The sequence below is a fragment of the Natrinema amylolyticum genome (assembly GCF_020515625.1).
GTDB classification, from domain to species: domain Archaea; phylum Halobacteriota; class Halobacteria; order Halobacteriales; family Natrialbaceae; genus Natrinema; species Natrinema amylolyticum.
This window is the reverse complement of the sequence record NZ_JAIWPJ010000001.1, coordinates 1270906-1295822: the sequence shown is the minus strand read 5'-3', so window position 1 is coordinate 1295822 and position 24917 is coordinate 1270906. Positions and strand designations below refer to the sequence as shown.

The 24917-nt window shown below is 65.3% G+C and carries 23 protein-coding genes; 12 read left to right on the top strand and 11 right to left on the bottom strand.

The features are described from left to right. Positions 1–94 precede the first annotated feature (94 nt). Positions 95–265 (bottom strand): hypothetical protein, encoded by a 171-nt coding sequence (locus LDH66_RS06345; protein ID WP_226480220.1) that lies wholly within the window; start codon positions 263–265, stop codon positions 95–97. Between the two features lie 790 nt (positions 266–1055). On the opposite strand from LDH66_RS06345, the gene LDH66_RS06340 reads away from it, so the two are divergent. Next, positions 1056–1316, top strand: a complete 261-nt coding sequence (locus tag LDH66_RS06340; RefSeq protein ID WP_226480219.1) for a HalOD1 output domain-containing protein — start codon at positions 1056–1058, stop codon at positions 1314–1316. Positions 1317–1379: 63 nt separating this feature from the next. On the opposite strand, the gene LDH66_RS06335 is transcribed toward LDH66_RS06340, so the two are convergent. Further along, the gene (locus LDH66_RS06335) at positions 1380–2675 is read right to left on the bottom strand and encodes a zinc metalloprotease (RefSeq protein WP_226480218.1); all 1296 of its coding nucleotides are present in this window, start codon (positions 2673–2675) and stop codon (positions 1380–1382) included. A 169-nt stretch (positions 2676–2844) separates the two neighbouring features. Between LDH66_RS06335 and LDH66_RS06330 the strand changes: the two genes are divergently transcribed. From LDH66_RS06330 to LDH66_RS06320, 3 genes are all read left to right on the top strand, one after another. Next, positions 2845–5625 (top strand): ATP-dependent helicase, encoded by a 2781-nt coding sequence (locus LDH66_RS06330; protein ID WP_226480217.1) that lies wholly within the window; start codon positions 2845–2847, stop codon positions 5623–5625. 264 nt (positions 5626–5889) lie between these two features. Further along, complete coding sequence (locus LDH66_RS06325) at positions 5890–6744, top strand: alpha/beta fold hydrolase (protein ID WP_226480216.1); 855 nt, start codon at positions 5890–5892, stop codon at positions 6742–6744. Positions 6745–6774: 30 nt separating this feature from the next. Beyond that, positions 6775–7299: an Lrp/AsnC family transcriptional regulator gene (locus LDH66_RS06320; protein ID WP_226480215.1), complete on the top strand. Its 525-nt coding sequence runs from the start codon at positions 6775–6777 to the stop codon at positions 7297–7299. Positions 7300–7425: 126 nt separating this feature from the next. On the opposite strand, the gene LDH66_RS06315 is transcribed toward LDH66_RS06320, so the two are convergent. The 4 genes from LDH66_RS06315 to LDH66_RS06300 form a co-directional block, all read right to left on the bottom strand. Continuing rightward, positions 7426–7881, bottom strand: coding sequence for a PaaI family thioesterase (locus LDH66_RS06315; protein ID WP_226480214.1), 456 nt, complete (start codon positions 7879–7881; stop codon positions 7426–7428). A gap of 1 nt (position 7882) precedes the next feature. After that, a complete protein-coding gene (locus tag LDH66_RS06310) occupies positions 7883–9835 on the bottom strand; it encodes a 3-hydroxyacyl-CoA dehydrogenase/enoyl-CoA hydratase family protein (RefSeq protein ID WP_226480213.1) in 1953 nt (650 codons plus the stop codon). A 229-nt stretch (positions 9836–10064) separates the two neighbouring features. Further along, a complete protein-coding gene (locus LDH66_RS06305; RefSeq protein WP_226480212.1) occupies positions 10065–11126 on the bottom strand; it encodes a phosphotransferase family protein in 1062 nt (353 codons plus the stop codon). Positions 11127–11319: 193 nt separating this feature from the next. After that, positions 11320–12087 (bottom strand): HAD family hydrolase, encoded by a 768-nt coding sequence (locus LDH66_RS06300; RefSeq protein ID WP_226480211.1) that lies wholly within the window; start codon positions 12085–12087, stop codon positions 11320–11322. A 449-nt stretch (positions 12088–12536) separates the two neighbouring features. On the opposite strand from LDH66_RS06300, the gene LDH66_RS06295 reads away from it, so the two are divergent. Further along, positions 12537–13313 carry an SDR family NAD(P)-dependent oxidoreductase gene (locus LDH66_RS06295; RefSeq protein ID WP_226480210.1) on the top strand — a complete coding sequence of 259 codons (777 nt, stop codon included), beginning with the start codon at positions 12537–12539 and terminating at the stop codon, positions 13311–13313. Between the two features lie 215 nt (positions 13314–13528). Here LDH66_RS06295 and LDH66_RS06290 read toward each other — a convergent pair whose 3' ends face one another. Beyond that, complete coding sequence (locus tag LDH66_RS06290; protein WP_226480209.1) at positions 13529–13933, bottom strand: carboxymuconolactone decarboxylase family protein; 405 nt, start codon at positions 13931–13933, stop codon at positions 13529–13531. Positions 13934–14225: 292 nt separating this feature from the next. Between LDH66_RS06290 and LDH66_RS06285 the strand changes: the two genes are divergently transcribed. The 3 genes from LDH66_RS06285 (at position 14226) to LDH66_RS06275 (ending at position 17058) form a co-directional block, all read left to right on the top strand. Next, on the top strand, positions 14226–15227 hold the full coding sequence (locus LDH66_RS06285) for a TIGR04024 family LLM class F420-dependent oxidoreductase (protein WP_226480208.1): 1002 nt from the start codon (positions 14226–14228) through the stop codon (positions 15225–15227). 422 nt (positions 15228–15649) lie between these two features. After that, the gene (locus tag LDH66_RS06280) at positions 15650–16744 is read left to right on the top strand and encodes an AIR synthase family protein (RefSeq protein ID WP_226480207.1); all 1095 of its coding nucleotides are present in this window, start codon (positions 15650–15652) and stop codon (positions 16742–16744) included. Positions 16745–16860: 116 nt separating this feature from the next. Further along, positions 16861–17058 carry a hypothetical protein gene (locus LDH66_RS06275; protein ID WP_226480206.1) on the top strand — a complete coding sequence of 66 codons (198 nt, stop codon included), beginning with the start codon at positions 16861–16863 and terminating at the stop codon, positions 17056–17058. Between the two features lie 27 nt (positions 17059–17085). On the opposite strand, the gene LDH66_RS06270 is transcribed toward LDH66_RS06275, so the two are convergent. The 3 genes from LDH66_RS06270 to LDH66_RS06260 all read right to left on the bottom strand — a co-directional run bounded on the left by LDH66_RS06270 (position 17086) and on the right by LDH66_RS06260 (position 22161). Continuing rightward, the gene (locus LDH66_RS06270) at positions 17086–18255 is read right to left on the bottom strand and encodes a zinc-dependent alcohol dehydrogenase (protein ID WP_226480205.1); all 1170 of its coding nucleotides are present in this window, start codon (positions 18253–18255) and stop codon (positions 17086–17088) included. A 239-nt stretch (positions 18256–18494) separates the two neighbouring features. Then, positions 18495–19337 (bottom strand): phosphatase PAP2 family protein, encoded by an 843-nt coding sequence (locus LDH66_RS06265; RefSeq protein ID WP_226480204.1) that lies wholly within the window; start codon positions 19335–19337, stop codon positions 18495–18497. Positions 19338–19425: 88 nt separating this feature from the next. After that, positions 19426–22161 (bottom strand): AAA domain-containing protein, encoded by a 2736-nt coding sequence (locus LDH66_RS06260; RefSeq protein WP_226480203.1) that lies wholly within the window; start codon positions 22159–22161, stop codon positions 19426–19428. 208 nt (positions 22162–22369) lie between these two features. Between LDH66_RS06260 and LDH66_RS06255 the strand changes: the two genes are divergently transcribed. Next, positions 22370–22942, top strand: coding sequence for an SPW repeat domain-containing protein (locus LDH66_RS06255; RefSeq protein WP_226480202.1), 573 nt, complete (start codon positions 22370–22372; stop codon positions 22940–22942). Here the strand turns inward: LDH66_RS06255 and LDH66_RS06250 are convergent. Continuing rightward, the gene (locus LDH66_RS06250) at positions 22939–23193 is read right to left on the bottom strand and encodes a hypothetical protein (protein WP_226480201.1); all 255 of its coding nucleotides are present in this window, start codon (positions 23191–23193) and stop codon (positions 22939–22941) included. The two genes, LDH66_RS06255 and LDH66_RS06250, sit on opposite strands and share 4 nt — an antisense overlap. A 146-nt stretch (positions 23194–23339) precedes the next feature. Between LDH66_RS06250 and LDH66_RS06245 the strand changes: the two genes are divergently transcribed. From LDH66_RS06245 to LDH66_RS06235, 3 genes are all read left to right on the top strand, one after another. Next, positions 23340–23891, top strand: a complete 552-nt coding sequence (locus tag LDH66_RS06245) for a hypothetical protein (RefSeq protein ID WP_226480200.1) — start codon at positions 23340–23342, stop codon at positions 23889–23891. A gap of 124 nt (positions 23892–24015) precedes the next feature. Continuing rightward, positions 24016–24423, top strand: a complete 408-nt coding sequence (locus LDH66_RS06240; protein WP_226480199.1) for a nuclear transport factor 2 family protein — start codon at positions 24016–24018, stop codon at positions 24421–24423. Then, positions 24420–24641: a hypothetical protein gene (locus LDH66_RS06235; protein ID WP_226480198.1), complete on the top strand. Its 222-nt coding sequence runs from the start codon at positions 24420–24422 to the stop codon at positions 24639–24641. The genes LDH66_RS06240 and LDH66_RS06235 overlap by 4 nt, the downstream gene beginning before the upstream one ends. The last annotated feature ends 276 nt before the right edge of the window (positions 24642–24917 follow it).

Sequence of the window (24917 nt, the reverse complement as noted above, 5' to 3'; positions counted from 1 at the left end):
GAACTGTGAATTCCCCCTCATGAACATCTTTCCGGGCGTGTCGATCACCGAACGGAATATCGTCTCTGTCGGGCACTCGAAGCAGAGCGCTAGGTCAGTTACCGCCAGCCCACTCGGGGACCCAGTTGAACAGCGTCTCGGCCGTCATGGTATCAACCAGCGCCGTGTAGTCACCATCGACAACGTCGGCGACCGGCAGTATAGGAAAGCATTCCGCGGCGACCTCGAGACAGAGTATCTCGACGTTCGAGTCGGATACAGACACCCAGATGCGCTCGTAACCGCCAAAATCCGCCTCGACACCTGGCGGACGAGATCGACCGCGTCCGAGACGTGGTCGGAGGGAAACAGCGAGGCGCGCTGGGTGTGGAGCTCCCCGGCGTCCTCGAGTCCGGCCAGCGTCCGCTCGGTATTGACGAACATCTTCTGTACCTGTTCATCATCGACGACCCACGGGAGCCGAAGGGAGTCGATGGTCGTCGGTTGGTCTCCGGGCCGGCATGCGACCCCGTCGGCAGCGACCTAGAGCGTCCGTTTGCCGATTCCGTAGGCGGTCGACGACATGAGGGGATGTTCCTCGCCGGCCAGGTATGGGAGAATGAACCTCGAGACCGCTGTTTCAACTGCTTACGGCGGCTATTCGATCATACTACCGCGTCCTCGTCCAACCGTATGTACCAGGGTCGTTGCCGTTGAACGTCGAATATCAACTTCCGAAATACGGCCGACGAGGAAGTACCGGTGATCGAAAAATGCGATTTGCAGACGGTCTCGAGCGAACGGTGTTCGCTCCGGTGGGTTACCGTCCGATGGTGGGTGGAACGCCTCTGACAGCCTTCGGCCGCGGGTTATCGATCGCTGTCGCGGCTACGGGCTGTTATCTATTAACCAAAACTGGTATAAACGTGTTCTGGATTGCAAAGTGCGCTCGCGTTCGCAGTCGTTGGCTCGACTCGATTCTCGACTCTCCGGCGGCCGGAATCGTCTGACGCGCGTCTGCCGCGCGTCAGCAAAGTATCGGGAGAATTATTTAGGGCGTCGTTGGCAGTTGATATATGTCGAAGACGGTTCCGACCAGTATCAGGGTTGTACAGGGGGTGGCGGCGTACGAAGACGTCGAACCGATTGACCTCGAACCGCCGTTACACGAGGTCGTCGATACGGACGCGCTGGACGCGTTGTTTCGGTCGACGCACGACTCGAGCGTGGCCGTCGAGTTCACGTATCGCGGAACGCACGTTCGCATCGATGATTCGGGAGAGATCGAGGTGACGGCGGCGACCGAGGACCCCGGTAGTTCGACTGCGGTCGAATAACGCCGCTCACAGCAGTCCGAGCGGAGACGGTCCGGCAACCGTCGTCGCGAACCGATATCTGGATCACTCGTCGACGGTGACGAACGACGTCGCCGGCGTGAACATGTGATCGTCGATGTACGCCCAGTCGTCGAACTCGTTGAACAGGTCGCCCGCGGCGAAGCCGTAGTAATCGGGCGGCGAATTGTAGTTCATCACGCTCGTGTAGCTGGCGAAACTGTACTGGTCGGTGTCGATCCCCTCGAAATCGGTGTTCGAGAGGCCGAGCGAGTGACCCAACTCGTGCATCACGGTCGACCCCGTCTCGTCGCGACCCGACTGCGCTTCGACCATCATCGTCCCGAGTCCGGCTTTGCCGACGACGTTTCCGTGACGCCGCTCACTGGCGATCTCGTCGACGATAACCAGATAGTGGTATCCCGTGCCCTCCCGATCGAAATATCGCGATCGATACCCGTTCAAGTCGCCGGTGTCGGTCGACGGCTCCCGCGGAATCGTCTCGTTGAAGCGCATGTGAAGGTCGCCACCGATCGATCCGTCGGGATTCTCGAGCGGGGCCGCGTCGAATTCGGCGACGATCCGCTCGACCTCGGTTCGCTCGAGGTCGACTCCCTCCATGGTATCGATTTCGACGTAGATGTCCGTCTTGAGCGGATCGGCGTCAGGATACAGATCCTGCCGGTGGATCTCCGCACCGTCCGGGAGCCCGTCGTCGTCGGTGTCCGACGCCGCCGGATCGGTTCCGTGCTCGTGGACTTCCGTGCCATCGTCGAGGCCGTCGCCGTCCGTCTCGGTCGCCAGCGGATCGCTCTCGTACTCGGTGACTTCGGGACCGTCACGGAGGCCGTCACCGTCCGTATCGGGCGTCTCGGGGTCGGTTCCGTACGCCTCGAGTTCCTCGAAATCGGAGAGCCCGTCGCCGTCGGAGTCCGACGCGGTCGGATCGGTGTCGTACTCGAACACCTCTTCGTCGTCCGCGAGTCCGTCACCGTCCGTGTCCGTCTCGGTCGGGTCAGTGTCGTACTCGCGTCTTTCCGTCCCGTCGTCGAGCCCGTCACCGTCGGTATCCGCTTCGAGCGGGTCCGTTCCGTGCTCGCGGACCTCCTCGCCGTCCGCGAGTCCGTCACCGTCCGTATCGCCGACGGTCGGATCGGTCCCGTATCGCTTTTCCGCACCGTCGTCGAGCCCGTCACCGTCCGTATCGCCGTCGAAGACCGCGGTCCCGTCGCGAAGCTCGACCACCGGTGGGACGCCGTCCCCGTCGGGGTCGACGACCGTCGTTCCCCCGACGAGCCCTACCGTGAGGAACCCGACCACGAGAACGAGGACGGGGATACCGAGTACCCGCGACGATAGCATTTCTTGAATGTAAGGTACGACTGAATATCTGTATTGTGGTTGTCAGTAGAGTAGTACGTCCGCGAGAGTGCGCGCGAGCGGTGGCGGTTCGATTCCGTTTCCGACCGACCGTTTCACTTTCACCCCGCTGTCCAAACCCTCTTACACACCGGCCCCCGAAACGACGGTAATGGACGGGACCGAGCGCCTCGAGCTGCCGGTCGACGATGACGATCTCCCCTTCGATCCGGCCGACGCGACCATCGAGGACGGCGACGTGTTCGAGTCGCTCGAGCCCGCGGTACAGGAGTGGTGGATAGAAGAGTTCGGCGAGTTCGTCCCCGAGAACGACGGCTTCTTCACGCCGCCACAGCGAGGTGCGATCCCGAAGATCCACGAGGGGACGAACACGCTGGTCTGTGCGCCGACGGGCTCGGGAAAGACCATGTCGTCGTTCCTCTCGATCATCAATTACCTGTACGAGCTCGATCGCGACTCGGAAAACGGCCTCGAGAACTCCGTCTACTGCCTCTACGTCTCCCCCCTCAAGTCCCTCGCGAACGACATTCACCGCAATCTCGAGGTACCCCTGTCAGGCATCGAGGACGTCGTCGCCGAGCGCGACGGCGAGGGGTCGATGGGCGAGATCCGCCACGCGATCCGCCACGGCGACACCTCTTCGAGCGATCGCCAGAAGATGCTCGAGGAGACGCCCCACATTCTCAACACGACTCCAGAAACGCTGGCGATCCTGTTGAATTCGCCGAAGTTCCGCGAGAAGCTCCGGACCGTCGAGTACGTCATCGTCGACGAGATCCACTCGCTGGCGGCGGGCAAGCGGGGGACCCACCTCACGGTCAGCCTCGAGCGACTCGAAGCGATGGCCGAGGGGGAGGTCACGCGGATCGGCTGCTCGGCGACGATCGAGCCGCTCTCTCGCGTCGCGGAGTTCCTGGTCGGCCGCGAGGAACCGGGAGGAGAGCCCCGCGAGTACGAGATCGTCGACGCCCGCTTCGCCCGCGAGTTCGACATGGAACTGGAGTGTCCGACCGACGACCTGATCAACACGCCTCGCGAGGTCGTCCAGGAGCGGTTCTACCGAACCCTCCACGAGCACGTCCAGAACCACACGAACACCCTTGTGTTCACTAATACGCGCTCTGGAGCCGAACGGGTCCTCCACAACCTCCGGGAGCGTTTCGACGCCTACGACGAGGAAAACTCCGGCTGTCACCACGGCAGCCTCTCGAAGGACGTCCGACAGGACATCGAGGGACGGCTGAAAGACGGCGACCTCGAGGTGGTTACCACTTCGACGAGCCTCGAGTTGGGAATCGACATGCCCCACGTCGACCTCGTCGTCCAGGTCGGCTCGCCCAAGTCCGTCGCGTCCCTGCTCCAGCGGATCGGCCGCGCGGGCCACCGCGTCGGCCAGACCGTCACCGGGCGCGTGATCGCGCTCGACCGGGACGAACTCCTCGAGTGCGCGGTCATGCTCAAGAAGGCCACCGAGGGGTTCGTCGACTCGGTGTCGATCCCCGAGAACGCCCAGGACGTGGCCGCCCAGCACGTCTACGGGATGGCGATCGCCGAGATTCGGCCCGAGGCCGAACTGACGGGAATCCTCCGTCGGGCCTACCCCTATCGGAACTACGGCGAGGACGAGTACGAGTCCCTCATGCGGTATCTCACCGCCGAGTACGCCGGGCTAGAGGAGAAGAACGTCTACGCGAAGGTCTGGCGCGACGAGAACGACCCGCCCGACGGCCAGCACCACCACGAGACGTTCCCCGTCGGCGAACCCCTGATCGGGAAGCGGGGTCGACTCGCGCGGGTCATCTACATGACTAATATCGGGACGATTCCGGACTCGTTTACCTGCGACGTCTACACGCGCGCAGGCGACGAGTGGGTCGGCCAGTTAGACGAACAGTACCTCGACACGCTCGAGAAGGGCGACGTCTTCGTCCTCGGCGGGAACAACTTCGAGTACCGCTACCGACGGGGGTCGAAGGTGTACGTCGACCGCACGAGCGCCCGCCCGACCGTTCCCTCGTGGTACTCCGAGCGACTGCCGCTCTCGTACGATCTGGGCCGCGAAATCCTCGCGTTTCAGGGGGAACTCCTCGAGCGCTACGAGGCCGGCGGTCCGCCGCGGGTCCGCGCGTGGCTCCGAGAATTCCCACTCGACGATAACAGCGTGCGGGCCATCGCCCGCCTGTTCGACCACCAGTGTCGGTACGCCGGCACCGAGAGCGTGAGCACGCTCGACCGCCTCGCGATCGAGGTCGTCCGGGACCGCGAGGAGTACGAACGCCACTACTACGTCCACTCGACGTACGGCCGCAAGGTCAACGACGGCCTCTCGCGGCTGCTGGCTTACCGCTGTGCACAGGAGGCGACCGCGAACGTCCGCGTCGCCGTCGCGGACAACGGCTTCGTCCTCTCGATGCCGCTGAATCGCAAGGTCGACATCGACGGGATCATCGACGACCTCGAGGCCGAGCAGGTGCGCGCGGACCTCCGGTCGTCGCTCTCCGGAACGGACCTGCTCCAGCGCTACTTCCGGATCAACGCGACCCGCTCGCTGATGATCCTCAAACGCTACAAGGGCTACGAGAAGTCCGCGAGCGAACAGCAGGTCTCCAGCGAGATGCTGCTCGGCTTCGCGGAGGACCTCGAGGAGTTCGCGGTGATCGAGGAGACCTATCGCGAGATTCTCGAGGACAAACTGAACGTGAGCGAGATCGAGGACATCGTCGGCGCAATCGATGCCGGCGACCTCACCGTGACCCGCCAGCTACTCGACTCGCCGACGCCGCGGGCGTTCGGCCTCGCGACGCTGTCGGCCAGCGACGTCGTCCTCGCGGAAGACGAGAGCGCCGCCCTCCAGTCGTTCCACGAGCGCGTGCTCGACGAAATCGGCGACGAATCGCTGGCGGGACTGACGGCGGGATCGGACGACGAATAGCGCCGTCGAATCGCGTCCGCTTCCGACCTCGGTCACCGAACCGATCGGCCGGAACGCTCGAGTCGTCGAGACTCACCTCTCGAAGTCGTGGTTAACATCGGTAGCACTCGCCCAAACAGACTTTATGTTGGAAACTGAAATAGCGGTGTGACACCAATCATGATGCGAGAACACTCCGCACGAACTGTCCGTCACCGCACGTCCCGCTGGCAGATCGGCGCGACTCGTCTCCCGGCGACCGTCGCTGCGAACGGAGGGCAATAAATGGTCGACCACGAGACCTGGAGCGAGCGACAGTCGTCGACGACGGTATCGGTCGACGGCCGCGACCTCGAGGTCGCCTATCACGAGGACGGCCCCGACGAGAGCGACGCGCCGCCGGTCGTCTTCGTCCACGGCATTCCGACCTGGTCGTTCCTCTGGCGCGATATCGTCCCGTCGGTCGCCGACGACCGTCGCACGATCGCCCCGGACATGGTCGGCTACGGCAACTCCGCGATGAGCGACGATTTCGATCGTTCGATCCGCGCACAGGAGAGGGTCCTCGAGGCCCTGCTCGACGACCTCGACGTCGAGGAGATCGCGCTCGTCGCCCACGACATCGGCGGCGGCGTCGCGCTCCGCTTTGCGGCGCACAATCCCGAGATGGTCGACCAGCTCGTCCTATCGAACGCCGTCTGTTACGACTCCTGGCCGGTCGAGTTCGTCTCGAATCTCGGACTCCCGTCGACCGCCGAGATAGACCGCGAGGAACTCGAGGGGCGGCTCGACTCGGCGTTCGTCGAGGGAGCCTACGGCGAGGCCGACCCCGAGTTCGTCGACGGCATGAAAGCGCCGTGGCTGACCGACGAGGGCCACGTCTCGCTCGTTCGTAATGCCGTGTCGACGAACACGAACCACACGACCGAGATCGATGTCGGCGCGATCACAGCCGAGACGCTGCTGTTGTGGGGCGAAGACGACGTGATGCAGCCCTACGACTACGCCGAGCGACTGGCCGAGGACATCTCGGACGCCGAACTCGCGCCGCTATCGGAGGCCTATCACTGGGTTCCGGAGGATCGGTCGGCGGCCTACGCCGACCGCCTCCGCGAGTTCCTTGCCGGAGCGCAAGCGTAACATCATGGCAGCTACGAGTGTCACGATAGCATGAGCGACGAATCACCGAATTGGGAGTTCAAAGACCGCGACATCGCGATCCTCAGCGAGCTCTCGAACGACCCGCAGCTCTCCTCGCGGGAGCTCACGCAGGTCCTCGAGTCCGAGTACGGGATCGACGTCTCCCACGTCACCGTCAGCGAATCGATTCGGCGGATGCGCGACGAGGGCGTCTTCCGCGAGGCGATCATTCCGAACGAGGAGTACTACATCTTCGCGCTGTTCGAGTTCAAGTTCAATCCCGAACACTTCGACGACAACTGGCGCGAGGCGATGGAGCACATCAAGGCGGACAAACACACGCTGTTTTTCTTCCTCTCGGACGGCGAGTACCAGTGGAAGACGGTGATGATGTTCCGCGACCGCCAGGAGATCTCCCAGTGGATCCACGACTGCTATCGGGACTACGGGAAAGTCATCTCGAACATTCGAAACTCGGCGGTCCACAACGTCCTCAAGTTCCAGACCGATCCGCGGATCTTCGAGGAGCTCGGCGAAGACCGCAGCGAAGGGTAATCGCTCGCTGCGGGCGTTTTATCCGACGAGCAGTAACAACTCGCACGAGAGCGCGACCGGTCGTCGGCCACGGACGCCTTTCGTAATCGTGGCCGACCTCGAGGAGTCCGAATTACAGCGACGCGATCACTCGCCACCGATGCCGTCTCGGAACAGTCGGTAGGTGGTGCGGCCGACGGCGGCCTCGCCGTCGGCACCCTCGATGGTCACGTCGGTGACACCGGTCGAGCCGCCGGCCCGGAGCACCTCGGCTTCGGCCCGCAGGTCGCCGGTCGCCGGCCGCAGATACGAGACGTTGAGATCCGTCGTCGTCAGGTGGGCCTTCCCGGGATCTTCGAACGTGCTCCGCAGAGCGAACGCGCTCGCGGTGTCGATCAGCGTCGCGACGATGCCGCCGTGGACCGGGTTCGGGCCGTCGGTGTCGATCGGGTTCTCGAAGTCCTCGTTCCGTTCGAGCACGAGGACCGCGCGGCCGTCCTCGAGATGGTCGACCTCGAGATCGAGCCACGACAGGTAGCCGTGGCTCGCGACGAACGACTGCCATTCGGGCCAGTCCGACGCGTCCGCCGGTCCGCCGCTCATGTCACTCGCCCTCAAACTCGGGCTCGCGGTCCTCGGCGAACGCGGCGGTGCCCTCCAGGACGTCGTCCGTGCTCGTCAGGAGGCCGAAGCCCTGACTCTCCATGGCGAGTGCGGCGTCCAGGCTGGCGTCCTGACCCTCGTTCATGACCTTCTTGGCGACCTTGAGGCCGATCGGCGGGCCGTTGCGAAGGTCGTCGAGGAACTCGTCGACGGTGTCGTCGAAGTCGTCGCGCTCGACGGAGCGGTTGATCAGGCCCCAATCCTCTGCGCGGTCGGCGTCGATGTGGTTGCCGCGGAAGACCAGTTCCTTCGCGCGGGTCTCGCCGAGGATGCGGGTGAGCCGCTGGGTCCCGCCGCCGCCGGGAATCAGGCCGAGACCGATCTCGGGCGCACCGAACGAGGAGCGGTCGGTGGCGATCCGCAGGTCACAGGCCAGCGCGAGCTCGAGGCCGCCGCCGAGACAGAAGCCGTCGATCTTCGCGAGGACGGGCCGCGGGAAATCGTTGACCGTTTCGAAGGCGGGCGTGACATCCATCATGTCGGTCGGATCCGTGTCGCTGAAGCCGGAGATGTCCGCGCCGGCGCTGAACGCGCGGTCGCCGCTCCCCTCGATCGTCGCACACCGGACCTCGTCGGTGTCGACCGAGTCGAAGAGGTCGTCGATCTCGCCGAGCAGGTCCTCCGAGAGCGCGTTCATCCGCGAGGGGCGGTCGAGTTCGACCCGCAGAACGCCGTCCTCGAGTTCGTAGTTCAGGTCGTGGTAGGGACCGAGCTCGTCGTCGCCGTAGTCGTAGAAGCCGGCGCCAGCGTCCTCGCCGGTCTTGCCCTCTGCGACGAGTTGCTCGAGATACGGATGGGGCTCGAATCGGTCGGATCCGGTCTCCTCGTAAAGGGTCTCGAGCTTCTCGAGGACCGTATCGAGACCGATCTTGTCGGCGCGGCGGCAGATACCCTCGGGGAAGCCGAGTCCGAGCTGGACGCCGGTGTCGACCTCCTCGGGGGTAGCGACGTCCTCGCCGACGAGGAAGGCGGCGCGGTTGATCATGCGCGCCTCGACGCGGAGCCAGTCGAAGTCGCCCGCGTCCTCGGGCTCGTAGTCGGCACCGTCGCCGTCCTCGTAGTCGTAGAAGCCCTTGCCGGTCTTCTGGCCGAGTTCTTCGGCTTCGACCTTCTCCTCCGTGATCGGCGGGATCGGGCTGTCGCCCTCCTTGCGGACGTGGTAGCCGACGTCAATGCCGGTGAGATCGGCGAGTTCGAACGGCCCCATCGGGTAGCCCCGCTCGTGGACCATCGTCGCGTCGGCCTCGCGGATCGTCGCTTCGCCGTTCGAGACCATGAACGCGGGCTCGCCGCCGAAGGGTCCGACGATGGTGTTGACGACGAAGCCGCGGACGTCCTTGCGAACGTAGATCGGCGTCTTGCCGATCGACTCGACCCACTCGTAGCCGGCCTCGGCGGCCTCGTCGCTCGTGTCCTCGCCGTAGATGACCTCGACGAGGTCCATCTTGACCGGCGGGTTGAAGAAGTGCAGTCCCAGCACGCGCTCGGGCGTATCGACCGCCTCCGCGATGTCCGTGATCGGCAGGCTCGAGGTGTTGGTCGCCAGCAGCGTGTCGCCGCTGGTGTACTCCTCGAGATCGCTGAAGATCTCGTGTTTCAGGTCGAGGTCCTCGGGTGCGGCCTCGATGACGAGGTCGGCGTCGGAAACGGCCGCCTCGAGGTCCGTCGTCGTCTCGATCCGCGAGAGGACCTCGTCGGCGGACTCGTCGATCATTTCCTTCTCCTCGAGTTTCTGCAGGCTCCACTCGATGGACTCGTAGCCGTCCTCGACGAACTCGTCTTTGATGTCGCGCATCGTGACGTCGTAGCCGGCCATGGCCGTTACTTCGGTGATCCCGTGTCCCATGTTCCCCGCGCCGAGAACGGCAACGCGGTCAATGCTTTCGAGTGACATGGTCGTGGCATCGGCGGGAAATGTATTAATTCCACCGACACCGCCTTTCCATTGTTAAGAGTTGATCCGAGTCGATAACAACCGTATATCTCTCGCCGTCCCCGGGAAACCTCTGTAATGTTCCTTCCCGTTTCCGACGATCGATCTCTCGTTCCTTCGGACGCCGTCGCCGACGCGCGTTCAACAGGGAAAATCGAGGTGTTGGCTCGAATATGACCGGTCGGACCGACTACAGCGGTTCGTCGCCCTCGATGATCCGCTTCGCTCGCGCGGCCAGCGCCGGCACGCGGTCTTCCATCTTCGGGTACATCGGATCGTCGCTGTTGCCCTCGAGGTAGCGTCGGAAGAACATCTCGCCGAGGCCGGCGAGTTTGTAGACGGCGAGCGCGCGGTAGAACCGCTCCTGTTCGAACTCGTAGCCGGTCCGGTCCTCCCAGCGGTCGACCAGTTCGCGGCGGGTCGGATACCCCTCTTGCTCCATGAAGCGAGTGACGAGCTCCGGAATCTCCGGGTCGGGATCCTTCGAATCGCGCCAGTAGGAGAGCATCCAGCCCAGGTCCGCACGCGGGTCGCCCAGCGTAGCCATCTCCCAGTCGAAGACGCCGACGAGTTCCGGCGGCGTCCCGGGGCCGAACATGACGTTGTCCAGCTTGTAGTCCCCGTGGACGAGCGTGTGGGGGTGTTCCTCGGGAACGTTGTCGCGGAGCCAGTCCCCCACCTCGTGGAGGTCCGGAATCTCGCGTTCCTCCTCGGTGACCTCGAACGCCCACGAGAGTTGTTTCCCCCAGCGGTCGACCTGCCGTTGGGTGTAGCCCTCCGGACGGCCGAACTCGCCGAGTCCGATCGCCTCGTAATCGAGGTCGTGAATTTCGGCCAGCGTGTCGACGAGTTCCTCGCCGATTCGACGGCGGTGCTCGGGCGCGGCGAACCGCTCGGGTTCGCCCTCGCGGAGCACGTCGCCCTCGAGCTGTTCCATCACGTAGAAGTCGCTGCCGATGACGTCGTGGTCCTCGCAGGCGAGCACCGGATTCGGGACCGGAACGTCGGTGTCGGCGACCGCGTTCGTCACGCGGTACTCGCGGAGGACGTCGTGTGCCGTATCGGCCGTTTCGCCCGGCGGCGGCCGCCGGATGACGAGTTCGCGGTCGCCCCAGGTGACGAACAGCGTCTCGTTCGAGTGGCCCTCCTGATGGCGTTCGATCTCGTAGTCGTCGACGCTGCCGAGGTGATCTTCCAGATACGCGACCAGCGCGTCCTCGTCGACGAGACGCTCGTAGTAGGTCTCGCTCATGGCGTTCTACGGAGTGTACCGTCCGTGGGGACGATCGATACGATGTCTGCCGTTGGATATCGGTTCGCGCTCGACATGGTATACGGTACCATAACTACGCTGCCTAACGAAAATAGTTACGCTGTCTTTCTTATTTTACAATGTTCACGTCCGTTAGCATAGGTTCCGGTCCGGCCCTGAGAATTCCGCTCGGTCAGTCCGTCCGCTCTCGTTGTCCGTCGACGATCTCGAGGACCTCCGCGGGCGACTCGATCCGATACGAGACCGCCGGCCCGTCCTCGGCCCCGAACGCGACGCCGTGCATCCCCATGTCGGCAGCTCCTTTCACGTCGTGGTCGTAGCGGTCGCCGATCATCAGCGACCGCTCGGGACTCACGTCGGCCTTCTCGAGCGCCGTCTCGAACATGGCCGGATCGGGCTTCGTCCGGCCGACTTCCTCGGAGGTCGTGATCGAATCGAAGTGCTCGCGGACGCCGAAGCGCTCGAGCATCGCTCGCCCCTCCGCGTCGTCGACGTCGCTGATGACGCCGACGTGGAGGTCTCGATCCGCGAGGCGCTCGATCGTCTCGGGCGCGCCCGGAATCGGCTTGATCGAATCGCGGACGATCTCGTCGAATCGGGGTTCCCACTCCTCGCACGGGATCTCTTCGCCCGCGATCGCCTCGACGCCCAGGTGATAGCCGTCGCGCGCGGACCGGAACTCGGTACCCTCGCGCTCGCGGAAGTAGTTTCCAACCGTGGTCCGCCACGTCTCGATCGCCTCTTCGAGCGTCGCGTCGACCTCGTGGCGCTCGCATAGCTCCGCGATGAACTCGGCGTGGGCACCCTGAACCGAATCGAGCGCCAAGATGACGCCGCCGATGTCCCAGAAGACGGCCTCCCACTCGGTGTCGGTGGAGCCGTCCGCGCTGTCGTTCACTGCTGCGTCGCCACTGCCGTCCGGTGACGGCTCCCCGCTCATCGGTCTGCCCTCCGGATCGCCGAGCGATCGACGTCGTCGAGGCTCATACACCCCGATAGCCCGACCACATAGGGCCGACCGAAGAGGACTGCGTCGGCACCGAGCGCGACCGCCCGCGACGGAGGCGAACGCCTCCTCGCTGCGTTCCTCGCGGGCGCGCTCCTCGAGACTCTCGTCGGAGACGGGAAACTGGGAGGTTCCTCCTCGAGCGTCCCGCTGAGAGAGACCTCGGTCTGTCGATTCAGTCCGTAGTCGGGTGTGCCAGGTGTCATGGATAGATTCGGTGACGGCCGATCGATCGCCGTCGCGTGAATACCTGTGCCAGCGATTGCCACTCACTTAACGGTACGGTATCCATACCCATCTTTATTAACAGTTGCTGCAAATAGTCGAGTGGAGCTAACAATGGTAACAAATCAGTCGCATGTTACAGTCGTAGGTGAGCGCGTATGAGTACCGACCGGTTCAGCGTCGACGGCGACGTCGCTATCGTTACCGGGTCCTCGAGCGGGATCGGGAAGTCGATCGCGGAGCGGTTCGCTGACGACGGCGTCGACGTCGTCGTCTGCTCGCGCGAGCAGGACAACGTCGATCCGGTCGCCGAGGAGATCAACGAGAGCGACAGTCCGGGGCGGGCGCTGGCGGTCGAGTGCGACGTGACCGACCGCGAGGCCGTCGAGGCGCTCGTCGAGGCCACCGTCGAGGAGTTCGGCGCGCTCGACGTGCTGGTCAACAACGCCGGAGCCTCGTTCATGGCCGACTTCGACGACATCTCACCGAACGGCTGGAAGACGATCATGGACATCAACGTCAACGGCACGTATCACTGCACGCACGCCGCGGCGGAGCATCTCAAGGACGGCGGCGGATCCGTAATCAATCTCGCCAGCGTGGCCGGCCAGCGGGGCTCGCCGCTGATGAGCCCGTACGGCGCGGCCAAGGCCGCGGTAATCAACCTGACGACGACGCTGTCCTACGAGTGGGCCCACGACGACGTCCGCGTCAACTGCATCGCGCCGGGCTTCGTTGCGACGCCGGGCGTCGAGAGCCAGATGGGCGTCTCCGCGGACAATATCGACCGCGAGGCGGTCGCCCGCCGCATCGGAACCGTCGAGGAGATCGCCGACGTGACGCAGTTCCTCGCCAGTCCCGCCTCGTCGTATCTCGTCGGTGAGACCATCACGGCACAGGGCGTCCCCCAGATCGACGAAGAGCACGAGGTCTGAACGCGGTTCCTGCAGTCGACTCGACCGTGACACCCGGGCCGTCGACATCGTTTAACGGCCCCGAATCCGCGTTATGACGGCCTCGAATCCGCGTTGTGCTCGTTCTCGGACCCTCACAGCGGTGCGTTCGCGGGCGAACCACGTGGCGTACGTGTGGATGCTAACACCCCCATGAGTGCCGTCGGAAAAAATACTCCGACCGGTTGCCCGGTCATTCAGTCGTCGCCCGATGCTGCCGCTCGCTGATCTCTGACGTGGTCGACGATCTCCTCGGTCTCGGCGGCGAACTCCTCGTGATCGACCTCGGCTCCGTGGAGCACCGTCGAGAAGTATCGCACGCCGCTCGCGATGCCGACCGCTTCCGATAGTTGCTCGTCCGTCGCGTCCTCGAGTTTCGCTTCCGCTTTGTGGAAGTGAACGCAGTACGGACACTGGAGCGCCGCTGCCGCCCCGAGACCGATCAACGCCTTCTCTCGCTGCTCGAGTTCGGTCTCGCCTAACTCGAAATCGCGAACGAGCCGCCAACTGTGGTCCGCGGCCGGCTCCGGAAGCGCTTCGATCCAGCTGGGTACCCGTCCCAGGTACTCTTCTATCTCCGATTGCGTATCAGTCGATACCATTTCGATCCCCTGTGGATCCCCCGCTCGCTATTCAGCCCAGTCCCGACTGCCGAGATACCGACGGGAAACCCACACTCTCTTACACCGAACTAGTAGATGAAACTATCACACTGTTATCTGATACCACGGGGTAGATATTTATCAACCCCTTCGGTACCGAGCGGGAAGGTTGGAGGGACAATTGCTCTTCGACGGCGGAAATTCGCCCGTGCTCGAGTCGAATTATAAACTGGCTCCCTCACGCCACCGGTTCCCATACACCCAAAAGGTCCCGTTCCGTCTGTGTCTGACGATGACTGACAGAGATGTCCACCTTCCCGTCGCCGCACAGCCGACGATCGACTCGATCGTCGACTACGCACGGACGGCCGAGGACGGCGGCTACGACTGCGCCTGGCTCCCCGAAACCTGGGGGCGAGACGGCGTCACCGTCCTGACGGCGATGGCCGAACGCACCGACTCGATCGATATCGGCTCGAGCATTCTCAACACCTACTCGCGGTCGCCGGCCCTGCTGGGACAGACGGCGGCGACGCTGCAGGAGCTCTCCGAGGGCCGATTTCGGCTGGGACTCGGCCCGAGCGGTCCCGTCGTGATCGAGAACTGGCACGGCGTCGAGTACGGCAACCCGCTCAGGCGGACCCGCGAGACGGTCGAGATCGTCCGGCAGGTGCTCTCGGGCGAGACCGTCGACTACGACGGCGACGACTTCGACCTCTCGGGCTTTCGCCTGCGCTGTGACCCGCCGGAGACGACGCCGCCGATCGAGGTCACTGGAATGGGTCCCAAGGCGGTCGAACTCGCGGGCCGCTTCGCCGACGGCTGGCACGGCATCATGCTCACCCCCGACGGAACGAGAGACCGACTCGAGGACATCGAACGCGGTGCCGAACTCGGCGACCGCGATCCCGACGAGGTCCAGGTCACCACCGGCGTCACCTGCTGTGCGCTGGACGACCCCGACGAGGCCCGCAGACTCACCCGCCAGCACATCGGCTTCTATATCGGTGGCATGGGCACGTTCTACCGCGACGCCCTCGAGCGACAGGGATACGACGAGGCCACCGAAATCCACGACGCCTGGCAGGATGGCGACCGCGAGCACGCCCTCGAACTGGTCGACGAGACCATCCTCGACGACCTCTGTGCGGCCGGCGACCCGGAGACCGCCCGCGAGAAACTCGAGGCGTACGAGGCCGTCGACGGTCTCGACGCCATCGCGGTCAGCTTCCCGCGCGGCGCGAGCGAAGAACAGGTCCGACAGACGATGGACGCGGTCGCGCCCGGTAACTGAGCGAGTCTCGAGATCGAATCTGTTTCTCCGTCACTGTACTGAAACGCCGGAGTTGGTGACTACAGCTGTAAATCGGGCAGTGGGATCCGACGGGAGGGAGCGAGAGAAGTGTCCTGCTACCGTGGCAACAGGGAATCGCCACGCCCTCCCCAGCCGATTCGCTCACGCCTGCGGCGTTCGCTCATCCCTCGCGCAGTATCGGCGGCCGCCCTCACTTCGTTCGGACGGCCGACAGCGCGCGCCACCGCGGGCTGGAGGATCAATTTGGAGTGATACGTCGGTTACCTCTATTGAGAGGGAATTTCACGACCAGTTCTGGATAAAGAAACCGTGCCACTATCTACTGGGAAGTGGCTCCTCCGTTTCCGACGAGAAACGAATTATTCGACAGCTACAAGCCGCGCATCGTCCCAGTTCGTGGTATGCCCGGCAAGGTGAGTCCGGACGACCTGCTGACCCACGTCTTCGAGCGGACCGGGGCGGCCGAGACGGACGAGACGGTTGTACAGGGCCCCGCGGACGGCGAGGACGCCGCCGCGATCGACTGGCCCGACGGCGAGGGCACGCTCGTGGTCAGCTCCGATCCGATCTCGCTGGCCGCCGAGGGAGTCGGCGAGCTCGGCGTCTACGTCGCCACGAACGACGTCGCCGTCTCGGGGGCGGACCCGCGCTGGCTGACGGCCGTCGTCTTGCTCCCGAGTGACGCCGATAGTGCTGACAACGACGCCGCCGACAGCGATGCCACCGCCGACAGCGATGCCACCGCCGACAGCGATGCCACCGCCGACGGCACCGACTCCGGTGGCTCCCTGCTCGAGGAGATTTCCCACGACCTCGACGCCGCCGCCCGCGAGGTCGGCGCGTCGATCGTCGGCGGCCACTCCGAGTACGTCGACCAGCTCGAGCGGCCGCTGCTCTCGCTGACGGCGATGGGGGCGACGAACCGGTTCGTCCCGACCGGCGGCGCAGCGCCCGGCGACGCCGTGATCCTCACCAAGGCGGCGGGGCTCGAGGGGTCGGCGATCCTCGCGGCGGACTTCGGCGACGAACTCGACGTCGACCCCGACGTCCGCGAGCGCGCCGAGGCGTTCCTCGGGGAGATCAGCGTCGTTCCCGACGCTCGGGTCGTCCGCGACTTCGCGACGGCGATGCACGATCCGACGGAGGGCGGCGTCGCGGCCGGTCTGCTCGAGGTGGCCCGCGCCTCGCGCGTCCGCCTCGCGGTGGACCGCGACGCCGTGCCGATCCGCGAGGAGACCGCGGCGCTGTGCGAGGCCGCGGGCGTCGATCCGCTGCGGATCTTCGGCTCCGGCGCGCTGCTCGCGACCGTCCCCGCCGACGCGGTCGCCGACTGTCTCGCGGCGCTCGATGACGCGGGGCTCGCGACCGCCGAAATCGGCACCGTGCGAGCCCTCGACGGCGGCGACCCCGAACTCCGCCTCGACGACGAGTCGATCACCGAGCCGATCGAGGACGACCTCTATCCCCTCTGGGAGCGGGCGGACAGCGAGGAGTGATCGCTCGGCGCAGGGGGCACGGAGTCCCAGCTCGGACTGCGACCCGACGAATGCGGGACCGTTCCGTGTGCGTATTCTTGGTTGGGACTTATTGACAGGGATTTGCACCTAGAGACATGGCCAAGATCGCGTACGAAAGCCCCGAGGGGACGACGTCGAAGGAGATCGACGCCGACCAGATCACCGACTCAGGAAAGGTCCAGGGCGTTCGGATTCGACTCGAGGACGAGGGCTTCATCCACCTGCCGTACACGCGCCTGTACTGGATCCGAATGAGCGAGGAGGAAGGGAGAGTCGACTACTCGTCGGCGTAGACGGCAGCGGTCCGCCGATCGGCCAAATCAGGGCGTCATCACGACCTTGATGCAGTCGTCGTCCTTGTTGTTGAACGTCTCGTACATCTCCGGGCCGTCCTCGAGGCCGACCTGATGGGTGATGACGAACGAGGGGTCGATCTCGCCGTCCTCGATCCGCTCGAGCAGTGGGTTCAGATAGCGCTGGACGTGGGTCTGACCCGTCTTGATTGTCAGAGCCTTGTTCATGACCGAACCGAACGGGAGGTTGTCGGAGCGGCCGAGGTAGACGCCCGGTACCGAGAGCGTCCCGCCCTTCCGACAGCACTTGATCGCCTGTCGGAGGACGTGGGGCCGGTCGTCCTCGAGGCGCGCCTCCTGTTTGACCTGATCGGCGATGCCCATGACGCCCGTGCCGTGGGCCTCCGTCCCGACCGCGTCGATACAGCGATCCGGGCCGCGGTTGCCGGTCATCGCCATCAGCCGATCGTAGACGTCGTCCTCCTCGAAGTGGATGATCTCCGCGTCGCCGTGGTCTCTGGCCATCTCGAGCCGTTCCGGGATCCTGTCAATGGCGATCACCCGGTCGGCACCGAGCATCCACGCGCTCTGGATCGCGAACTGGCCGACCGGGCCACAGCCCCAGACCGCGACCGTGTCGTTCTCCTCGATCTCGGCGTTTTCGGCGGCCATATACCCCGTCGGGAAGATGTCGGAGAGGAAGAGGACCTGCTCGTCCGGGAGGTCGGACTCGATCGCGATCGGACCGATGTCAGCGTACGGCACCCGCAGGTACTCCGCCTGACCGCCCGCGTAACCGCCCAACATGTGGGAGAACCCGAGCAGACCGGCCGGCGAGTGGCCCATCATCTTGCTCGCCATCTCGGCGTTCGGGTTCGAGTTATCGCAGAGCGAGTACAGCTCCTCCTCGCAGAACCAACACGAGCCACAGCTGATCGTGAAGGGAACGACGACCCGGTCGCCGACCTCGAGGGTCTCGACCTCGTCGCCGACCTCGATCACCTCCCCCATGGGCTCGTGGCCGAGCACGTCCCCCTCCCGCATCCCGGGCATGTAGCCGTTGTAGAGGTGGAGATCGGAGCCGCAGATGGCGGTCGCCGTGATCTCGATTATCGCGTCGGTCGGATTGACGATCTCGGGCTCAGGGACGTCATCGATGCGAACGTCCTGTTCGCCGTGCCAGGTGAGCGCCCTCATCGGACCCTCCCGTCGCTCTCGTCTCGATTCGATTCGGCCGATTTCGCCGCGTGACTACCGTTCATTGTGGAATCCTCGGAAACAAGCCACACGAAATAACGCACTAAAGATGGCCCCTGCTTTTGCAACGACACCTGTTGATATTTATATAGTTTAGTGACCGCAGTCCGGCAGCGGCTTCGCTGTTGCCACCACCTGCCGCTCCTCGTGACGACGACCTCGGACGGGGAAGAGTCGGACTACGCCCGTCGCGACTCGAGGCCGTCGATCTCGAGTCGGCCGACGACGGCGGGTACGAGGAAGATTCCGGCGAGGAGCGCCGCGTAGAGGACGACGAGCAGGGGCTCGACCGTCGCGACGACGGACTCGACGGCCATGACGAGGGCGACGAATCCGCCGCCGAGACCGACCAGCACGACGGCCTCGAGTCGGGATCGTAGCGCCGGCAGAGCCGGGAGCCGCCGCGAGGCGAGTACCCCACCGATAGAGCCGCCGAGTCCGAGCAGCGAGTCGTCCGTCCCCGCGACGACGGTGGCCGGAACGGCGAGGACGAGCGCGATCGCGAACCCGATCGTCGGGTCGCCGCGCGTGACCCGTTCCATGACCGCGACGAAGGCGATTCCCAGGGCCACCCCGACGAGGACGTCACCGAGGTAGTGGACGCCCAGCGCGACCCGGGACAGCGAGACGGCGGCGATCAGTACACCGGCACCGGTGACCGCTCGCCGGTCTCCCAGTCGGTCGTACGCCGAGACGAGGCCGCCGTAGACGACGGTCGCCGCGAACGCGTGGCCGCTGGGGAAGCCGTACCCCTCTCGCTCGCCCTCGAGCGCGATCAGCGTGGCGTCCGCCGGCGGTCTCGGCAGCCCGAAGAGCGCCTTGAGCGACAGCAGGAGCGCCAGTCCGGCGATCGCGTAACTGATCACGAGCGCACTGCGGCGGCGGTCCACACACCAGAACAGGACCGCGAGCAAGAGCATGAGCGCTGTCGTCCCGCCGAGTTCAGTCACGAAGACGACGAGATCAGCGTATTCGACCGGAACGGCGTCGCGAACGGCCGTGCTCTGCTCCTCGAGTCGCATGTCACCGGTCGTTACTCTCACGGGAAGATAAATGTGGGGAGTCGCTCGCAGTCCGTCCCGGTTCAGCGCCGAGCCGCGTGGCGTCGGCTCACTGCCGCGCCCACTCGAGCATGCGCTCGTAGACGGGATCGGACGCCAGCGCCTGCGAGTCGCCGACTAGCACCAACGCGCGCTTGGGTCGGGTCAGGGCGACGTTGATCCGGCGGTAGTCCTCGAAGATCGGCCCCTCGAGCGAACCGGTCGCGGTAAAGGAGACGATGATGACCTCCTGGCTCGAGCCCTGGAAGCGGTCGACGGTGTCGACGGCCACGTCGTCCGGGACGTGCTTGGAGATTTCCGAGACCTGCGCGCGGAATGGGGCGATGACGCCGATCTCGGATCGCTCGAGGCCCGCGTCCTCGTAGGTTTCGATCAGGTCCGCGATCCGCGCGGCCTCCTCGCTGTCGGTGTACCGGCTCCCGTCGCCCGCGACGTCGACGAACGAGACGGGATCTCGCAGCGTCTCGGGCAGCGTGTCGCGGGAGACGCCCTCGAGGTCGTCCAGGGTTCGCCCTGCGACTGCGGGCGTCGCGGGCCGAAGCCGACCGTCGTAGAACTCGGTGGAGGCGAAGACCTGGATTCGCTGATTCATTCGGTACTGCTTGGTCAACATGACGCCGGCATCGGGATAGCGCTCGACGAGGCGTTCGAACAGCGACTCGGTGAGGTCGTTCTCGGCGCGAACGACCGGCGGGAGCTGTTCGTGGTCGCCCACGAGGACGAACCGCTCGGCCAGATTGATAGCCGCGCAGGTTCCCGGTTCCGTCAACTGCGCAGCCTCGTCGACCAGCGCGACGTCGAACTGCTGTTCCTTCATGACTCGCGATCCGCAGGTCGACGTCGTCGCCGCCACCACCTGCGCGTTCTGTAGTTTCGCGACGCGATCCTCGGGATCGCCCGCTCGCTCGAGGCGGTACGGCTCCATGTCGTCGCGGATTCCGCTCTCCGAACCGACGCGGACGACTCGCTCTTCGTCGATCACGTCCTCGAGTTGCTCGAGTAAGGCCTCCAACGCGTTGTCGACGGCGCGATTGGTAAAGGCCGAGAGCAGGACCCGTTCGTCGCGTTCGACCATCGCGCGGATGGCTCGAGCGATGGTGTAGGTCTTCCCGGTGCCCGGCGGGCCGTGGATCAGCGCGCAGTCCTCTGCGCCGACGGCCTTCGTCACGGCCTCGTTCTGGCGCTCGTTGTTGCCGATGAACTCTTCGCCGATCTCCTCGAATTCGGGATCCGCCCGGCCGAACAGGACGTCCTTGCGCCGCTCGTCGCCTTTCAGGAGCGCGTCGTGCATCGCGACGAGCAGCCGATCCGTCGTCAGTTCGGAGGGATAGACGTCGAGCCGCGTGACTTCGACCGGCTCGTCCGCCGTGACCACGATCTCGTCGTCGAGTCGCTCGATCCGCGCTAACTCCGAATCGCCACGGACCGGGTCACCGTCGCTCGCGAGCACCAGATCGCCCTCCCGGAGCTTCGAGTTCGCGCCGCCGGGCCGCTCGGCCCGCAGTTCCCAGCGCCCCTCCGAGAGTTCACGCTTCTCGACGAACTCGAGGTCGATCAGCGCGCGGTCGTCGTCGGCCCGCTCCTCGGCGCTCTGCTCCCAGAGCTTGGCGTACTCGTGGTGAACCTCCCGGCGCTCCTCTTCGATCGCCCGATAGAAGCGGTCGAAGTACTCGAGTTCCTCGTCGGGCAGCGGTTGCCCGATCTGGCCGGCTTTCGACTCCTGATCCAGCCGGCCGGAGACGACCATGCAGGTGTCCTGTTCGAAGCAGTACTCGCATTTCGCCTCGGCCTCGTAGCCGGTCGGGATATCGCCCGACACCTCTTTCGCCGCGATCTCGTTCCGGAGCCGGACGACGTACTTCAGGAGCCCGTCACCCATCGAGAACTCCTTCGCCGGGTTGAGATCGCCGGTCTCCTCGTTGCGATCTAACACCGAGTTCTTCGTGTAGAGCAGGGTTCCGATGTCGACGTCGCCGCCGTGTTCCTCGAGCAAGAGGGCGTAACAGGCGGCCTGGACCTTGTCCTTGAACCGCGGTTCCTTCTTGAGGTTCTTGCCGGTCTTGAGTTCGACCGGTGCCCCGCGGCGAACGGCGTCGGCCCGGCCGCGGATGCCGAACGTCTCGCTGATGAGCAACTGTTCCGAGCGCCACTCGTCTTCCGCCTCGTCTAACCGGCCCTGCTGGAGCCAGCCCTCGATCGCCGTCGCGTTCTCTCGGACGTCCTCGGCGACGGCGTCGGCCGTCTCGCCCAGCAGTCCCAGTTGGAGGCCCCGTTCCTCGACGCGGGTCTCGATCGATTCCTCGAGGTCGCGCCCGCGCAACAGATCGCCGAAGACCTCGTGGACGAGCGTTCCCTTCACGACGGGGTAGTTCAGCGGCACCCCGGAGAGCTTGTTCAGGTAGTAGAGTCGGGGACACTCGACCCAGTTGCGGATCGACGTCACGCTCACGAGGAAGGAGGGCTCGACGACGACGTAGGACTCGCCCGTCGTCGCGTACTGAGTCTCGCCGTCGTACTCCTCCTCTTTGACGTTCGTCACGAGCAGTTCCATCCCCGGCTCGAGCAGTTCGGCCGACTCGGTCCACTTGTTCCAGAGCGTCACCGTCGTCGTCTCGCGGCCGTCCGCGAGCGTCGCCGTTCCACCGTCGCCTCGAGCGAGGGATGCATCGCCGGTCGGCGCGTCGTCGGCCGGTCGAATCGGGACTTCGGCGAGGTCACTCTCGCCGTAGCTCGTCGACACCGACCGCACGTCGACCTCGCCCGCGACGGTTCCGCGTACGTGCACAGCTATCGTCACGGGCGAGCGATCAAAAACGCTATCGGTCGCGTCGGCACGCGCTTTCGCCGGCCGTCCGCTCGAACCGAATCGGTCGGGCGATCGACGCGCCGGGTCGGTAATACCGTGTTACCCACGGTTTCGGCTCCGCTCGAATCGACACAACGATTGGAACGGACGCGGCGCTTTTGAGAACGCGAGCCGTACGTTCGCTGCTATGAGTGACCCGAACGGCGACGATCGTCGGACGAGCGACGAGTCCGGAGCCGACGTCGGGACCGGGACGAACGACGGGCCGACCAATCGGCGAGAAGAGGCGGCCGCCGACATCGACTCCGGAACCGGCGTCGGAGACGGGGAGCGCTCCGGGGGCCGCGATCCGCGCGACGAGTCGGTACAGGTCGCGAACGAGGAGCGCCGGCGCAAGACCTCGGTCATCAGCCTGCTCGTCGCCGTCCTCGGCGCGTGGGTCGCCCTCTCCGTGCTCGTCTTCCAGACGGATCCGGCACCGCTGTGGAACGACGTGCTGGTCGGACTCGTCGTCCTCGTCGCCGCCGGCTACAACTACTACCGGGTGTCCAACGACGTCCCGCTCAGTACCGGTATCGCGTCGTTGATCGCCGTCCTCGGCGTCTGGCTGATCGTTTCGGCCGCGCTGCTCGAGATGGCCGGTGGGCTGTTCTGGAGCACCCTCGCGACCGGGCTTCTGATCGCCGGGCTAGCGGGGTATAACGCCTACGAAGCCCGCGAGGCCAGAACCGTCGCGACCGAGACCGGGCCGGGCGTTTAGGCGTTCCCCGGGCCGTACTCGGTCTCGAGTCGACGGACGTGGTGTTCGGCAGCGTGGTGCCCCATCGCGACGACGGAAAAGCCGACCATGATTGCGGCGAACGTGATCGAGACGGCAGGCGAGACGCCGTTGACGTAACTATTGCATAACTGACCGAGCGCCAGCGTGACCGGTGCGAGCGTCAGCAGTGCGCTCTTGGCCGGGGTAGCGCGAAACAGTTCGACGAGCGAGAGTGAGTGGCGGACGGACATAGGGAAAGCGTCAGTTACGTTTCCTGACGGGGGAGCCCCCGTATTCCTTTTGGTTCAAATCAGTCGTTTTGACGACCGACAGAATCCCTGTGGCGTCTTTCGGCGTAACCGACACGTTCATTCTGTCGGCGGCCGAACCGTCGCGTATGCGGATTCGCGAGTGGCAGGACGTACTCGAGGACGTCACCGAACGGAACGTCGATCCGGAGGACTGGCGCGCGGTCGCCGGTGACCGTGCCGGCGGCGTCGGCGAAGACATGTACCTCGCACATCCCCGGGCCGGCGTCTTCTTCCTGAAAACGTACGCGAAGAATCCCTTCGAGGTCCGCGGCGTCGGCACACGGGTCGCCCGCAACCTCGACGACGAGATCGGCTCGTTCATGCCCGAACGGGACTCGGGCGGCCGCTTCGCGGTCCAGTCTCCGCCCGAGGACGAATCGGAGGCTGAAACGGTCGGCAAGCGCCTCGAGACCGTCCTCGAGACGCACGCGGACGCGCCGACCCGGCCCCAGGACCTCTTCGACGACGTGATGGAGGCCATGGAGAGCCCCGCCTTCGGGCCCATGGAGTACGATCAGTACGACCGTCCCGACGAGCTCGCGGACCTCTCGGAGCGGTTCGAGGAGGCCGACGAACTGCTGAACGCGGAACTCGACGACCTGATCGAGACCGACGAGGTCGACCGAGGCTTCATGTGAACGGTCGCGGCTTCATGTGAACGCGATCCGTTTCGGCGGATCCACCGGAGACGCCCGGCCGTCCTCGTCGCCGCCTGCGTCTGCGTCCGATGACTCTTTGGGAGCGGGCTTCGACGGTTGAGCCATGCCACCGAGCGCGAGCGCTGAGGCCGCCGTCCGCGACTACTACGACGCACTCCGCGACGGCGACCCCCTCACACCCTTCTTTTCGGACGCCGAGTCGACCGTCAAGTTCGGTATCAGCGAGTCCCTGTTCGGGGGGAGCGAGGTCGCCGCGGCCCTCGAGGAACAGACCGAGACGACCGACGAGTGGGTCGTCGAGAGCGGGAATCTCGTCGTCACCGACCGCGACGGCGTCGCGACGTTCGCCGACGAGGTGACGATGGCCTGGACGGACGTGACGACCGGCGAACGGTACCGGTTCGACAGCCGCTGGAGCGGAACGCTGGTGGAACGGACTTCGGACGACGGCTCGAGCGCGAGCGACTGGCAGTTCGTCGCGATGCACGTCAGCGCGCCGCACGACCTATGAGCCGGGGTCGCGGTCCGGGGCGGGGTCCCTCGCGCTCGAGCGATGTAGCGGACGGAAGCGGTCAGCTCAAGGCGGTCTTCGTCCTGCTGGTCGGACTCTCCGGTGGCTTGGTCGCCCTCCAGAGCAACGCTTCGCTGCTGGTCATCGGCGCGGCGATACTCGGCGGCAGCGTCGCCGGCGGGGCGTTGCTCTGGTATCTGCTCTGGATTACGACCTGACCGAACCTCGATGTCGAGTCCGCGTGCAGTGGCGCGTGCTGTGCCACGACGAGCGACCGGCGAGTCGCGGAACGAACGTGCGCGAGGTCTTCGTGAACGGAGTGAACGACGGCGCGGAAGACGCGAAGCGTCTTCCTGTGGGTGAGCGGGGAAGCATGACCGAGCGATAGCGTGGGACCGCCGGTCCCACGCCCTATCCGAATAGTGCGAGACCGCCGGTCTCACAGATCCTGCGATAGTACGAGGCCGCCGGCCTCGCAAATCATGCGAACGGGC

Bases quoted from the DNA above. Each gene is read 5' to 3' on its own strand.
- LDH66_RS06245 (WP_226480200.1), top strand. From the start codon at position 23,340: ATGCGGATTCGCGAGTGGCAGGACGTACTCGAGGACGTCACCGAACGG.
- LDH66_RS06340 (WP_226480219.1), top strand. From the start codon at position 1,056: ATGTCGAAGACGGTTCCGACCAGTATCAGGGTTGTACAGGGGGTGGCG.
- LDH66_RS06270 (WP_226480205.1), bottom strand. From the start codon at position 18,255: ATGAGGGCGCTCACCTGGCACGGCGAACAGGACGTTCGCATCGATGAC.
- LDH66_RS06255 (WP_226480202.1), top strand. From the start codon at position 22,370: ATGAGTGACCCGAACGGCGACGATCGTCGGACGAGCGACGAGTCCGGA.
- LDH66_RS06320 (WP_226480215.1), top strand. From the start codon at position 6,775: ATGAGCGACGAATCACCGAATTGGGAGTTCAAAGACCGCGACATCGCG.
- LDH66_RS06305 (WP_226480212.1), bottom strand. From the start codon at position 11,126: ATGAGCGAGACCTACTACGAGCGTCTCGTCGACGAGGACGCGCTGGTC.
- LDH66_RS06280 (WP_226480207.1), top strand. From the start codon at position 15,650: ATGCCCGGCAAGGTGAGTCCGGACGACCTGCTGACCCACGTCTTCGAG.
- LDH66_RS06265 (WP_226480204.1), bottom strand. From the start codon at position 19,337: ATGCGACTCGAGGAGCAGAGCACGGCCGTTCGCGACGCCGTTCCGGTC.
- LDH66_RS06330 (WP_226480217.1), top strand. From the start codon at position 2,845: ATGGACGGGACCGAGCGCCTCGAGCTGCCGGTCGACGATGACGATCTC.
- LDH66_RS06335 (WP_226480218.1), bottom strand. From the start codon at position 2,675: ATGCTATCGTCGCGGGTACTCGGTATCCCCGTCCTCGTTCTCGTGGTC.
- LDH66_RS06300 (WP_226480211.1), bottom strand. From the start codon at position 12,087: ATGAGCGGGGAGCCGTCACCGGACGGCAGTGGCGACGCAGCAGTGAAC.
- LDH66_RS06240 (WP_226480199.1), top strand. From the start codon at position 24,016: ATGCCACCGAGCGCGAGCGCTGAGGCCGCCGTCCGCGACTACTACGAC.
- LDH66_RS06325 (WP_226480216.1), top strand. From the start codon at position 5,890: ATGGTCGACCACGAGACCTGGAGCGAGCGACAGTCGTCGACGACGGTA.
- LDH66_RS06290 (WP_226480209.1), bottom strand. From the start codon at position 13,933: ATGGTATCGACTGATACGCAATCGGAGATAGAAGAGTACCTGGGACGG.
- LDH66_RS06235 (WP_226480198.1), top strand. From the start codon at position 24,420: ATGAGCCGGGGTCGCGGTCCGGGGCGGGGTCCCTCGCGCTCGAGCGAT.
- LDH66_RS06315 (WP_226480214.1), bottom strand. From the start codon at position 7,881: ATGAGCGGCGGACCGGCGGACGCGTCGGACTGGCCCGAATGGCAGTCG.
- LDH66_RS06250 (WP_226480201.1), bottom strand. From the start codon at position 23,193: ATGTCCGTCCGCCACTCACTCTCGCTCGTCGAACTGTTTCGCGCTACC.
- LDH66_RS06295 (WP_226480210.1), top strand. From the start codon at position 12,537: ATGAGTACCGACCGGTTCAGCGTCGACGGCGACGTCGCTATCGTTACC.
- LDH66_RS06275 (WP_226480206.1), top strand. From the start codon at position 16,861: ATGGCCAAGATCGCGTACGAAAGCCCCGAGGGGACGACGTCGAAGGAG.
- LDH66_RS06285 (WP_226480208.1), top strand. From the start codon at position 14,226: ATGACTGACAGAGATGTCCACCTTCCCGTCGCCGCACAGCCGACGATC.
- LDH66_RS06310 (WP_226480213.1), bottom strand. From the start codon at position 9,835: ATGTCACTCGAAAGCATTGACCGCGTTGCCGTTCTCGGCGCGGGGAAC.